This window comes from Immundisolibacter sp., assembly GCF_041625615.1.
Classification (GTDB): Bacteria; Pseudomonadota; Gammaproteobacteria; order Immundisolibacterales; family Immundisolibacteraceae; genus Immundisolibacter.
In genome coordinates this window covers 1-11,336 of the sequence record NZ_JBFJTF010000073.1, presented here as the reverse complement: position 1 = coordinate 11,336, position 11,336 = coordinate 1, and the positions used below count along the sequence as shown (strand labels likewise).

At 70.5% G+C, this 11,336-nt stretch carries 15 protein-coding genes and 1 pseudogene; 4 read left to right on the top strand and 12 right to left on the bottom strand.

Features of this window, described 5'->3' with window-relative positions:
* Positions 1-723: pseudogene (locus ABYX71_RS07275) on the top strand (cyclohexanone monooxygenase); the annotation flags it as partial.
* Between the two features lie 37 nt (positions 724-760).
* Here ABYX71_RS07275 and ABYX71_RS07270 read toward each other — a convergent pair.
* From ABYX71_RS07270 to ffh, 8 genes are all read right to left on the bottom strand, one after another.
* On the bottom strand, positions 761-1,498 hold the full coding sequence (locus ABYX71_RS07270; protein WP_372695846.1) for a DsbC family protein: 738 nt from the start codon (positions 1,496-1,498) through the stop codon (positions 761-763).
* Positions 1,499-1,540: 42 nt separating this feature from the next.
* Entirely contained in the window at positions 1,541-2,440 is a 900-nt protein-coding gene (gene xerD / locus ABYX71_RS07265; protein ID WP_372695845.1) for a site-specific tyrosine recombinase XerD, read from the bottom strand.
* A 13-nt stretch (positions 2,441-2,453) separates the two neighbouring features.
* Entirely contained in the window at positions 2,454-2,912 is a 459-nt protein-coding gene (locus tag ABYX71_RS07260; protein WP_372695844.1) for a methylated-DNA--[protein]-cysteine S-methyltransferase, read from the bottom strand.
* A gap of 41 nt (positions 2,913-2,953) precedes the next feature.
* On the bottom strand, positions 2,954-3,316 hold the full coding sequence (gene rplS, locus ABYX71_RS07255; RefSeq protein WP_372695843.1) for a 50S ribosomal protein L19: 363 nt from the start codon (positions 3,314-3,316) through the stop codon (positions 2,954-2,956).
* A gap of 7 nt (positions 3,317-3,323) precedes the next feature.
* Positions 3,324-4,097: a tRNA (guanosine(37)-N1)-methyltransferase TrmD gene (gene trmD / locus ABYX71_RS07250; RefSeq protein ID WP_372695842.1), complete on the bottom strand. Its 774-nt coding sequence runs from the start codon at positions 4,095-4,097 to the stop codon at positions 3,324-3,326.
* A 6-nt stretch (positions 4,098-4,103) separates the two neighbouring features.
* Complete coding sequence (gene rimM, locus ABYX71_RS07245; protein WP_372695847.1) at positions 4,104-4,586, bottom strand: ribosome maturation factor RimM; 483 nt, start codon at positions 4,584-4,586, stop codon at positions 4,104-4,106.
* 22 nt (positions 4,587-4,608) lie between these two features.
* On the bottom strand, positions 4,609-4,884 hold the full coding sequence (gene rpsP / locus ABYX71_RS07240; RefSeq protein ID WP_372695841.1) for a 30S ribosomal protein S16: 276 nt from the start codon (positions 4,882-4,884) through the stop codon (positions 4,609-4,611).
* 135 nt (positions 4,885-5,019) lie between these two features.
* Entirely contained in the window at positions 5,020-6,387 is a 1,368-nt protein-coding gene (gene ffh / locus ABYX71_RS07235) for a signal recognition particle protein (protein WP_372695840.1), read from the bottom strand.
* A 71-nt stretch (positions 6,388-6,458) separates the two neighbouring features.
* Here ffh and ABYX71_RS07230 point away from each other — a divergent pair, with 71 nt between their 5' ends.
* The 3 genes from ABYX71_RS07230 to ABYX71_RS07220 all read left to right on the top strand — a co-directional run bounded on the left by ABYX71_RS07230 (position 6,459) and on the right by ABYX71_RS07220 (position 7,860).
* Complete coding sequence (locus ABYX71_RS07230) at positions 6,459-7,025, top strand: methyltransferase domain-containing protein (protein ID WP_372695839.1); 567 nt, start codon at positions 6,459-6,461, stop codon at positions 7,023-7,025.
* Complete coding sequence (locus ABYX71_RS07225; RefSeq protein WP_372695838.1) at positions 7,022-7,489, top strand: hypothetical protein; 468 nt, start codon at positions 7,022-7,024, stop codon at positions 7,487-7,489. The genes ABYX71_RS07230 and ABYX71_RS07225 overlap by 4 nt, the downstream gene beginning before the upstream one ends.
* A 110-nt stretch (positions 7,490-7,599) precedes the next feature.
* Complete coding sequence (locus tag ABYX71_RS07220) at positions 7,600-7,860, top strand: hypothetical protein (protein WP_372695837.1); 261 nt, start codon at positions 7,600-7,602, stop codon at positions 7,858-7,860.
* A 5-nt stretch (positions 7,861-7,865) separates the two neighbouring features.
* On the opposite strand, the gene ABYX71_RS07215 is transcribed toward ABYX71_RS07220, so the two are convergent.
* The 4 genes from ABYX71_RS07215 to ABYX71_RS07200 form a co-directional block, all read right to left on the bottom strand.
* A complete protein-coding gene (locus ABYX71_RS07215; protein ID WP_372695836.1) occupies positions 7,866-8,429 on the bottom strand; it encodes a hypothetical protein in 564 nt (187 codons plus the stop codon).
* 103 nt (positions 8,430-8,532) lie between these two features.
* Positions 8,533-9,648 carry a dihydrolipoamide acetyltransferase family protein gene (locus ABYX71_RS07210; RefSeq protein WP_372695835.1) on the bottom strand — a complete coding sequence of 372 codons (1,116 nt, stop codon included), beginning with the start codon at positions 9,646-9,648 and terminating at the stop codon, positions 8,533-8,535.
* A 4-nt stretch (positions 9,649-9,652) separates the two neighbouring features.
* Positions 9,653-10,627: an alpha-ketoacid dehydrogenase subunit beta gene (locus ABYX71_RS07205; RefSeq protein WP_372695834.1), complete on the bottom strand. Its 975-nt coding sequence runs from the start codon at positions 10,625-10,627 to the stop codon at positions 9,653-9,655.
* Positions 10,620-11,336: thiamine pyrophosphate-dependent enzyme (locus ABYX71_RS07200; protein WP_372695833.1), on the bottom strand; the 717-nt coding region annotated here is incomplete at its 5' end. The genes ABYX71_RS07205 and ABYX71_RS07200, both read right to left, overlap by 8 nt.

Sequence of the window (11,336 nt, the reverse complement as noted above, 5' to 3'; positions counted from 1 at the left end):
GAGTTCGTGCGGGGCAAGATTCGGCAGACCGTGCGCGATCCGGCGCTCGCCCGGCGCCTGCTGCCGAGCTACCCCATCGGCACCAAGCGTCTGATCCTTGACGAGGGTTACTACGAAACGTTCAACCGCGCCAACGTCGCCCTGGTCGACCTGCGCGAGGATCCCATTGTCGAGATCACGCCGCACGGCGTGCGCACCGAGCGCGGCGAGCACCCGCTCGACATGCTGGTGCTGGCGACCGGTTTCGACGCCATCACCGGCGCGCTGCTGCGCTTGAACCCGCGCGGGCGCGGCGGCCGGCCGCTGAGTGACGCCTGGGCCGGACGCTTCAGCACGTATCTGGGCCTCGCCATGCGCGGTTTTCCGAACCTGTTCATGATCCACGGCCCGGAGTCGCCGTCGGTTCTGTACAACATGCCGCTCGGCGCCGAGCGGCAGGCGCAGTGGATACGCGACTGCATTGCCGACCTGCGCCGCGACCGGCTGGGCGCCATCGAGGCCGCGCCGGGTGTCGAGGCCGACTGGGGCCGGACGGTGGCCGAAATCGCCAATCAGACGCTGTTTCCGCGCACCGATTCCTGGTACACCGGCGCCAACATTCCGGGCAAGCACCGCCAGTTTCCGGTGCACCTGGATGCACCACAGTATTTCGCCACGCTGCAGCAGGTGGCGGCGGCCGGCTATCAGGGGTTTACGTTCGAAGCCAGCGTGGCGCCGTCCTGACCGGCGCCAGCCAGCGGGTGCGTGTCGGAAACGGGGCTCAGTCCGAGGGCTTGGAAAGAATGCGCGCAAGATCCGGCGGCGGCACGTAGCCCGGCAGCAGGCGGCCGTCGTCGAGCAGGATGGCCGGGGTGCCGGACACGCCCAGCTTCTGCCCGGCGCGGAATTGCGCGGCCACCGGGTTGTCGCAGGCTTTCTGCGGCGGGGCAGTGCCGGTCTTGGCGGCCGTCATGGCCGCCTTGCGGTCGTCGGCGCACCAGACCGACTCGGCCTTGGTGAACGACTCCGAACCCTCGCCGGCGCGCGGGAACGCCACATAGCGCACGCTGATGCCGGCGGCGTTGTACTGGTCCATGTGGCGGTGCAGTTCGCGGCAGTAGCCGCAGTCGATGTCGGTGAACACGGTCACCCGGTGCTGCGGGTCGGCGGCCGTGAACGCGATGGTGTCGGCGTCCTTGAGGTCCTTCAGAAACGCCTTGCGCAGCGGCATCAGCTGCTCGCGCTCCACCTTCTCCACTGCGGCGGTGGACAGGTTGCGCCGGCTGGCCAGCTCGACCATCGGTCCGCCGAGCATGTACTTGCCGTCGGCGCTGAAGTAGTAAACCGTGTTGCCGAAGATCACCTCGTACAGCCCGTCGATGGCCGACGGTTGAACCGCCGTGGGCGCCGCCTCGGGCGAGATGCGTTCCAGCACCTTGGCCAGGGCCGGAGGCGTGTCGGCGTGCGCGCCGCCGATCAGCAGCAGCGAGGCCAGGGTGCAGGCGAGAAGGCGGGTCATGGGGGTATCCGGTGGCGGGCGTGAAGCTGGCATTGTAGGCGCTCAGCCGCGCGGGTGATGGCGGGCGTGCAGGGCTTTCAGCCGTTCGCGCGCGACGTGGGTGTAGATCTGCGTGGTCGACAGGTCGGCATGACCGAGCAGCATCTGCACTGCGCGCAAGTCGGCGCCGTGGTTGAGCAGGTGGGTGGCGAAGGCGTGGCGCAGGGTGTGTGGCGAGGGCAGCTGTGACAGGCCTGCGCGCTGCGCATGCGCCCGGAGGCGGTGCCAGAAGGCCTGGCGCGTCATGGCGCCGCCGCGCCGGGTGACGAACAGCGCATCGCTCACGCGGCCGTCGAGCAAGGCGCTGCGCCCGTGTGCCAGGTAGCTTTCCAGGCGCATCAGGGCGGTGTCGCCGATCGGTACCAGGCGTTCGCGGGCGCCCTTGCCCAGCACCACCAGCACGCCACGGTTCAGGTCCACCTGCGCCAGGCGCAGGCCCACCAGTTCGCTCACGCGCAGCCCGGTGGCATACAGCAGTTCCAGCATGGCGCCGTCGCGCAGGGCCTGGGCACAGGCGTCGCCGGGCGCCTCCAGCAGGCGTTCCACATCGGTTTCGCTCAGCGTCTTGGGCAGGGGGCGTCCGAGACGGGGCGAGTCGATGCGGGTGCTTGGGTCGTCGGCAATGCGGCCCTCGCGCAACAGGTAACGGTAGAACCCGCGCAGTGCCGACAGCCGCCGCGCCAGCGAGCGCGGCGCGAGGCTGCCCTGGGCCGCCAGGTAGTCGAGCAGGTCGCCGTGGGTGGCGTCGGCAGGGGTCTTGTCGTGGGGCGTCAGGTGTGCGGCCAGTGACGTCAGGTCGCGACGGTAGGCCGCCAGGGTCAGGCGGCTGGCGCCACGTTCCAGCCACAGGCTGTCGAGGAACTGTTCGATCAGCGGATCGGCAGCCGGGCGCCTGGGGGCCACCGAGCGGTGGGGCTCAGGCGGCGAAGAACCGCCGTTCATGGTCCAGCAAGTGTTGTTTGCGCTGTGGCCAGGGACCGTTGGCGGCGCCCATGAATCCGCCGCTGCCGGTGCGGGCGATGACCCGGTGGCAGGGCACCACCAGCAGCAGGGGATTGCTGCGGCAGGCGCCACCCACGGCGCGGGCGGCGGTGCCGATGTCTGTGGCGATGTCGCCGTAACGGCGGGTGGCGCCGGGCGGGATGGCGCGCAACGCCGACCAGACGCGGTGCTGGAACGGCGTGCCGGCGGGGGCCAGCGGCAGGTTGGAGAAGTCTGCCGTGGCGCCGGCGAAATAGGCCTCGAGCTGCAGCATGGTTTCCAGCAGCAGCGGATCGGTCGGGCGGCGCGGTACAGCGCCGCCCGCAGCGAAGCCGACCTCCGTCAGGCCGTGTTCGTTGCAGCGCAGCAGCAGCATGCCGAGTGGGGTCGACATGCTGGCTTCGCTGCTGTGCATCACGACGCCGGGCGGCCCGCTCAGCTGGCCTGGCTGCGCTGCGTCAGCTTCTCGCGGATGCGCGCTGCCTTGCCCTCGCGGCCACGCAGGTAGTACAGCTTGGCCCGACGCACGCGACCGCGGCGCTTGACGTCGATGTTCTGGATCTGCGGGCTGTAGGTCTGGAACACGCGTTCCACGCCCTCGCCGTGCGACAGCTTGCGCACGGTGAACGACGAGTGCAGACCGCGGTTGCGACGGGCGATCACCACGCCCTCGTAGGCCTGCAGGCGCTCGCGGTTGCCTTCCTTTACCTTGACCTGCACGACGACCGTGTCACCGGGCCGAAAGTCCGGCACGTCCCGCGTCATCTGCTCAGCGTTCAGCTGGTCGATGATGTTCATGAGTCCCTTACTCCTGATTGTCCAAGGCCGGACAGTGCCCGTCAGTATCGGCCATTGCCCGGTATTCATCCAGCAGCCGCCGCTGCTCGTCCGTCAGTTCCAAACCTTCCAGCAAATCCGGGCGCCGGCGCCAGGTGCGCGCCAACGCCTGCTGCAGCCGCCAGCGCGCCACGCGCGCGTGATCGCCGCTGAGCAGCACCGGCGGCACGGCGCGTCCGTCCAGCTGCTGCGGGCGCGTGTAGTGCGGGTGATCCAGCAGGCCGTGCATGAACGAATCCTGCTGCGCCGACTGCGCGTCGCCCAGCGCGCCCGGCAACAGGCGCACCACCGCGTCGATCATCATCATGGCCGGCAGCTCACCGCCGCTGAGCACGTAGTCGCCGCACGACCATTCCTCATCCACCACCTGCTCCAGCGCCCGCTCGTCCACACCCTCGTAGCGCCCGCACAGCAGCAGCAGGCGCTCGCGCCCGGCCAGCTCGCAGGCCGCCGCCTGGTCGAAGCGACGGCCCTGCGGCGACAGGTACGCCACCCGCACCGGCTGCGCCGCCGCCGCCCGCGCCGCGGCCACCGCCGCCAGCACCGGCTCGGCCTTGAGCACCATGCCGGGGCCGCCGCCGAACGGTGCATCGTCCACCGTGCGGTGCCGATCGGTGGCGAAGTCGCGCAACTGCCACAGGTGCAGGCTGGCGATGCCGGCGCCGATCGCCCGCCCCACCACGCCGCACCGGCTCACCGTTTCCACCAGTTCCGGAAACAGCGTGACGACGTCGATGCGCACCGGCGCTCAGTACTCCGCGTCCCAGTCGACGTCGATGCGGCCGGCATCGAGATCGACCCGTTTCACAATCTGCGGATGCACGAACGGGATCAGCCGCTCGCGTTCCCCAGTCACCACCAGCACGTCGTGCGCGCCGGTCTCGATCAATCGTTCCACCCGCCCCAGTGCCATGCCGTCCACGGCCACCACGCTCAGCCCCACCAGGTCGTGCCAATACCAGCTGCCGGCCGGCGGTGGCTGCAGTGCCGCGCGCGGCACACTCAACTCGAAGCCGGTCAGCAGTGCTGCCGCGTCACGATCCTCGACGCCGTCGAAGCGCACCCGCAGGCGATCGTCCTGCATCCGGCTGTCGGCAATGGTCAGCGTGCGGGTCTGTCCGTGCCGCACCGCGGTGAACTGGCGGTGTCTGAGCAGTCCCTGTGGCGGGTCCGCGTAGGACCACACCTGCGACCAGCCGCGTATGCCGTGCGGGGCGCCGATCCGCCCCAGGACGACCGTGTCGGCGTTCGAATCAGGCGGCAGCTTCGGTTGCTTCGGCAGCAGCGGTCTTGCGGTACTGCTTGACCAGGGCCGAGACGCGGTCGCTGGCCTTGGCGCCGACGCCCAGCCAGTAATCGACACGGTCCAGGTCCAGCCGCACGGGCTGTTCGCTGGCCTGGGCGATCGGGTTGAAAAAGCCGATCTGCTCGATGAACCGACCGTCGCGCGGATTGCGGCTGTCGGTCACGACCACGCGATAGAACGGCCGCTTCTTGGCACCGCCACGGGCAAGGCGAATGGTGACCATGGGTTATTCCTTAAAGGGTTCTGGAAGGCGCCGGCCTTGATCGGTCGGCCGCAGCGAACCGCGAATTGTATTGACCGATGGCGGCGAACTCAAGCGACGGCGTCGCACGCGCGCTTCTCGGGGGTGTGGTGCGCCTCAGCCGCGGCCCGGTGGCAGGCCGCGCATGCCGCCCATTCCCCGCATCATCTTCTTCATGCCGCCGGGCCGGCTGAGTTTCTTCATCATCTTCTGGCTTTGCTCGAACTGCTTGATCAGCCGGTTGACGTCCTGGATCTGTACCCCGGCGCCGGCGGCGATGCGCCGCTTGCGCGAACCGTTGATCAGGTCCGGGAAGCGCCGTTCCTTGGCGGTCATGGAGTTGATGATGGCCTCGATGCGGCCGAGCTGGCGGCCGTCGGCGATCTGTTCGCGGGCCTGTGCGTTCAGGCCGTTCATGCCCGGCAGCTTGTCGAGCAGGCTGCCGAGCCCGCCCATGCCCTTGACCATCTTGAGCTGGTCACGGAAGTCGTTGAAGTCGAAGCCCTTGCCGCGACGCAGCTTGTCTTCCAGGCGCGCCGCCTGGGTCTGGTCGAGGTTGCGCTGTACATCCTCGACCAGGGTCACCACGTCGCCCATGCCCAGGATGCGCGAGGCCACGCGCTCGGGGTGGAAGGCCTCCAGGGCGCCGATCTTCTCGCCCATGCCCAGGAACTTGATGGGCGCGCCGGTGACCTCGCGGATGGACAGCGCCGCACCGCCGCGGGCGTCGCCGTCGGCCTTGGTCAGCACCACGCCGGTCAGCGGCAGCGCCTCGTGGAAGGCCTTGGCGGTGTTGACGGCGTCCTGTCCGGTCATGGAGTCGACCACGAACAGCGTCTCGAGCGGCTGCACCGCGCCGTGGATGGCCTTGATTTCGGCCATCATGTCGGCGTCGATGTGCAGCCGGCCGGCGGTGTCGACGATCACCACGTCGATGGCGCGCCGGCGCGCTTCGGCCACCGCCCCGGCGGCGATGTCGACCGGCTTCTGGCGGGTGTCGCTCGGCTGGAACTGCACGCCGACCTGCTCGGCCAGCACGCGCAGCTGTTCGATGGCGGCCGGGCGGTAGACGTCGGCGCTGACCAGCAGCACCGACTTCTTGTGCTGTTCACGCAGCAGGCGTGCCAGCTTGGCGCTGGTGGTGGTCTTGCCCGAGCCCTGCAGGCCGGCCATCAGAATCACCACCGGCGGCGCGCCGGCCAGGTTCAGTGCCTCATTGGCACTGCCCATGAGCGAGATCAGCCGGTCGTGTACCAGCTTGACCAGCAACTGCCCGGGGTTGAGGCTCTTGCCGATTTCACGCCCGACGGCGTCCTGGCGCACCTGTTCGATGAAGCCGCGCACCACCGGCAGTGCCACGTCGGCCTCCAGCAGCGCCATGCGGACCTCGCGCAGGGCGTCGGCGATGTTCTCGTCGGTGAGGTAGGCCTGGCCGCGCAGGCGGCGGACCGTGGTTTCCAGGCGTTCGGACAGGCTGTTGAACATGATGATGCGGCGGCTGGGCGGGCGACGGCGGCTACCATGGGTGCCGCCAGGGGATGTGACCGTTGATTCTAATGCAGCCGCCCACCGAAGCCGCGCCGCCCGGCGGCGCCGGCAAGCACAGCAGTTTCGATTTCGTCCGGCCGGCGCCGGTGCTGGCGGCGTTGGCCGGCGGCCGGCTGGCGCTGGATCTGGGCTGTGGGCGCGGCGACTGGAGCCTGGCCCTGGCCCGTGCCGGCACGCCGGTGCTGGCGCTCGATCGGTGGTGGGATGGCCTGCGGTGGCTGCGCCGCCAGGCGCAGGGTCTGCCCCTGCTGGCGCTGCGGGCGGATCTTGGCGCGCCGTTGCCGTTGCCCACGGCGGCCGTGGACCGGGTGCTGCTGGCGCTGGTGCTGCACCATCTGGTGGCGACCGGTGCTGCGGCGGCGGTGCTGGCGCAGGTGGCTCGCGTGCTGGCGCCCGGCGGCGTGCTGGCGGTGGTGGAATTCCTGCCGGTGCCGCCGCCACCCGGGCCGTCGCTGGCCATCCGGCTGGCGCCGGCGCAGGTGCTGGAGCTGGGCGCCGACGCCGGTCTGACGGGCGGGGTCCCCATCCCGGTGGCGCCGCACGTGGCCCTGTACCGGTTCGGCCAGCCGTCGTGACGGCACGGGTGCTGCGCCTGGCGGATATCGACGCGGCAGGCCTGGAGGCCCTGCTGCGGGCGCGTGGCCTGATGCTGGCGTGGCTGGCGCCGCAGGCCGACATTCCCGGCAGCTACTGGGGCGAGGCCGAGGCCGGCCTGGTTGACGACCGGCTCTACGTGCGCGCCGACACGCCGGTGCATTCGGCGCTGCACGAGGCCTGTCACTGGCTGTGCATGGACGCCTCGCGGCGCGCCGGGCTGCACACCGACGCGGGGGGCGATGATCTGGAGGAATGCGCGGTCTGCTATCTGCAGATCGTGCTGGCCGACCGGCTGCCCGGTGTCGGCCGCCGGCGCCTGATGCAGGACATGGACGCCTGGGGTTACAGCTTCCGGCTCGGCAGCGCACAGGCATGGTTCGAGCAGGACGCCGCCGATGCGCGGGCCTGGCTGGTCGCGCGGGGCCTGCTGCCGGCGGATTGACGCGCCCGGGCGAGCCGGCTGGTGTGTGGTGCCGGCCTGAGGATAATCAGGGCAATCCCGGCGCGTGTGTGGCCGGATGGTGACTGCGACTGTCAATCGGAGGACGTCTCATGAACCCACGCGAAGACCTGAAGACGCTGCTGGACAACCTGGCCGCGCAGCGCGACGAACTGCTGGTACAGGCCCACCTGGCGCGCCTGGAGGCGCAGGAGGAGTGGCAGCAGCTCGAAAAGCGGCTGTCGGAGCTGCGCGAGAAGGCGGGCACGGCGGCGGAGATCGGCGGTGACACGGCGCGCGAACTGCTGGCCACGGCCAAGCTGGCCGGCGACGAAATCCTGCGCGGTTACGAGCGTCTGCGCAAAAACCTGTAAGCGCCCTACTGCACCACCGCCGGCAACACGTCGTCCATGCTCTGCAGCGGGCCGAGCGGGTTGCGGCGGTCGGTGCGCCCGTCCAGCTTGGGTTGCCCGCCCCACAGCTTGTAGGTGATGCGGTCGTCGTGGGCCAGCAGCAGGGCGGTGAACTGCCAGCCACTTTGCGTGGCGCGGCGGCGGAAGTTGAACAAATCCAGCACCACGCTGCCGTGGCGTTTGCTGTGCGTCTCGCCGGCCGACATGCGAAAGCCGCGGCAGGCGTTGCGCGCGCGGATGCACGCCTGCACCGCCGGGTCCAGATCGTCCAGGCGAATCGACTGATTCGGCATGAAGTACTTGATCACGTCCAGGTACGTGAGGATGGTCGTGTTGGGCGACGTGTAGGGGTCGAAGCCGAGCGGTTCCAGGTCGGACACCGAAGTGAAGCCCGGCTGGATGCGGTCAAACGCCGCCTTGGCCTCGTCGAAACTCTTCCACGTCACGTTCACCGACTGGTCGGAGCGCGGCAGCAGGCCGCCGCAGCCGCACAGGACGGTCGTCAGCAGGCCCAGGGTCAACTGGCGCAAGGTGACACGACACCGCACGCGGCGGTGGACCCAGGAGTGTGTGTTCATGGGCGGGCGGGGTGCTGTGTGTTTTGGGGGTGGTTGCGCAGGGTGTCGTGAAACGTTAGCCGGACTGTTCGAGGTCGGCCTTGACGGCCATTAAGAAGCGCGCGGCCTCACCCCCTGTCACCACGCGGTGGTCGAAGCTCAGCGACAGCGGCAGTACGCGGTGCACGGCCGGCTGGCCGTCGGCGGCCACCACGGCGTCGTAGGCGCGCCCGGCGCCGAGGATGGCCACCACCGGCGGCACCAGCAGCGGCACCGCGTGGCGTCCGCCGAGCGGGCCGAAGTTGCTGAGCATGACGGTGGCGCCGCGCAGCTGCTCGGGCGTGAGGCTGCGCGCCCGCACGCCGGCCAGCAGTTGGTCCACCGCGTCGCGCAGACCGGCCAGGTCCAGCGCGCCGGCGTCGCGCAGCACCGGCACGAACAGGCCTTCCGGGCTGTCCACGGCCATGCCGATGTCGACCTTCTTCAGCAGTCGCCGCCCCATGTCTTCGCTGTCGTACCAGGCGTTGAGCGCCGGTTCCGCCTGACAGCCGGCCACCAGCGCCCGCAGCAGGCGCGCCATGGGGTCGCTGCCGGTCGGCCAGGCGTGGATGTCGGCCTCGTCGAACAGCGCCGCGGTGGCCACTTCATCGCGCGTGCGGGCCATGTTGACGGCCATCGCCCGGCGCGTGCCGGTCAGTTCCTCCAGCGGTCCGGTTTCGGCATAGATGCGCGCCACCCGTTCCACGTCGGCCTTGGTGATGGTGTCGTTGGGCCCGCTCGGTGTCACCGAGCCCAGGTCCACGCCCAGGCGCTTGGCCAGGGCGCGCACGGCGGGTGTGGCGCGGATGCCGGCGGTCGGTCTGCCGCCGACGCTGTGCGCGGTCTCCTCCAGCACCGTGCCTTGCGTCTCCACATTGCCGACCACCGTGCCGGTGTCTGCGCTGGCGCCACCGACGAACTCCACCAGCGGCGCGCCGACCGCCACGCGGGCGCCCACCTCGGCGCACAGGGCAGCGATTTCGCCGGCGCGCGGCGAGGGTACTTCCACCACCGCCTTGTCGGTCTCCACCGATGCCAGCGGCTGGCCTTCCACCACATGGTCGCCGGGGCCGACATGCCAGGACAGCAGTTCCGCCTCGGCCAGACCCTCGCCCAGGTCGGGCAGCGCAAACACCTTGGCCGGTTCGTTCATCGCTTCAGTGCTCCAGGACGCGGTGGGCGGCGGCCAGGATGCGCTCCGGGCCGGGCAGGTAGGCGTGTTCCAGGCGCGCCAGCGGCATGATGGTGTCGTAGCCGGTGACGCGCTCGACCGGCGCCAGCAGCGAGAACAGGCCGGGGCCTGCCAGCAGGGCGGCGATTTCGGCGCCGAAGCCGCCGCTGTACGGCGCCTCGTGCACGATCACGCAGCGTCCGGTCTTGGCCACCGAGCCCAGCAGGGTGTCGGTGTCGAGCTGGCGCAGCGTGGCGACGTCGATCACCTCGGCGCTGATGCCGCTGTCGGCCAGCGTGTCGGCGACCGACAGGCAGTCGTGCACGCAGGCGCCCCAGCTGACCAGTGTCAGGTCGCTGCCTTCGCGCAGCACGAAGCACACGTCCAGCGGCAGGGCCTCGCCGGTGTCGGTCACGTCCTCCTTGATGGCGCGGTAGATGCGTGCCGGCTCCAGAAACACCACCGGGTCCGGGTCGCGGATGGCGGCCAGCAGCAGGCCGTAGGCCCGCGCCGGCGAGGACGGCATCACCACCCGCAGGCCCGGAATGTGCGCCAGCATGGCCTCGTTGCTCTCGGAGTGATGCTCCGGCGCATGGATGCCACCACCGCACGGTGCGCGCAGCACCATGGGGCAGGTGAGGCGGCCGCGGGTGCGGTTGCGCAGGCGGCTGGCGTGGCTGATCAGCGGGTCGATGGCCGGGTAGATGAAGCCCGAGAACTGGATCTCGCCCACCGGCCGCAGCCCCTCGGCGGCCATGCCGACCGCCACGCCGGCGATCAGGTTCTCCGCCAGTGGCGTGTCCATCACGCGTTCGCCAAAGCGTTCCTGCAGGCCGACCGTGGCGCGGAACACGCCGCCGTTGACGCCGACATCCTCGCCCAGCACCACCACGTCCGGATCGTCTGCCAGGGCCCGCGCCAGGGCCAGGTTCACCGCCTCGACCAGTGTGCACTCAGCCATGTTCGCCTCCGGTCACCGCCGCGCGCTGTGGGGCCAGGCTGGCCGGCAGTTCGGCGAACAGGTGGGTGAACATGTCCGGCGGCCGGGGCGGTGGCGTGGCCAGATAGGCCGCCACGGCTTCTTCCACCTGCGCATCGCAGTCGGCGATCAGGCGTTCTTCCTCACCCGCGCTCCAGCCGCCGCCGTGCACCATGAACTGGCGCAGGCGCGCCAGCGGTTCGCCCTGCCAGGCGGCGCTGACTTCGGCGTCCGGCCGATAGCGGCGGGCGTCGTCGGACGTGGTGTGGTCGCCCAGGCGATAGGTCAGGCCCTCGATCAGCGTCGGTCCGCCGCCGCGCCGGGCGCGGTTCACGGCGCGGCTGGTCGCCTCGCGCACGGCCAGCAGGTCGTTGCCGTCCACCTGCTCGCCGGGCAGGCCGGCGGCGATGGCCTTCTGCGCCAGCGTGGCGCAGGCGGTCTGCTTGCTCAGCGGCACCGAAATGGCCCAGCGGTTGTTGGCGATCACGAACACCAGCGGCAGCTGCCACACGCCGGCCAGGTTGAGTGCCTCGTAGAAGTCGCCCTTGGAGCTGGCGCCGTCACCCAGGAAGCACACGGCAACGCGTCGTTCGCCGCGCAGGCGCATGGCGCTGGCGACCCCGGCGGCCTGTGTGCACTGGGTGGCGATCGGCACGCAGTAGGGAAAGTCCTGTTTGGGGCCGGCGAAGTC

What these genes read in the sequence shown, in the direction of transcription:
- ABYX71_RS07205 (WP_372695834.1), bottom strand. Translation starts at nt 10,627, where the DNA reads ATGGCTGAGTGCACACTGGTCGAGGCGGTGAACCTGGCCCTGGCGCGG.
- ABYX71_RS07270 (WP_372695846.1), bottom strand. Translation starts at nt 1,498, where the DNA reads ATGACCCGCCTTCTCGCCTGCACCCTGGCCTCGCTGCTGCTGATCGGC.
- ABYX71_RS07230 (WP_372695839.1), top strand. Translation starts at nt 6,459, where the DNA reads ATGCAGCCGCCCACCGAAGCCGCGCCGCCCGGCGGCGCCGGCAAGCAC.
- ffh (WP_372695840.1), bottom strand. Translation starts at nt 6,387, where the DNA reads ATGTTCAACAGCCTGTCCGAACGCCTGGAAACCACGGTCCGCCGCCTG.
- rpsP (WP_372695841.1), bottom strand. Translation starts at nt 4,884, where the DNA reads ATGGTCACCATTCGCCTTGCCCGTGGCGGTGCCAAGAAGCGGCCGTTC.
- ABYX71_RS07210 (WP_372695835.1), bottom strand. Translation starts at nt 9,648, where the DNA reads ATGAACGAACCGGCCAAGGTGTTTGCGCTGCCCGACCTGGGCGAGGGT.
- ABYX71_RS07220 (WP_372695837.1), top strand. Translation starts at nt 7,600, where the DNA reads ATGAACCCACGCGAAGACCTGAAGACGCTGCTGGACAACCTGGCCGCG.
- ABYX71_RS07260 (WP_372695844.1), bottom strand. Translation starts at nt 2,912, where the DNA reads ATGTCGACCCCACTCGGCATGCTGCTGCTGCGCTGCAACGAACACGGC.
- rplS (WP_372695843.1), bottom strand. Translation starts at nt 3,316, where the DNA reads ATGAACATCATCGACCAGCTGAACGCTGAGCAGATGACGCGGGACGTG.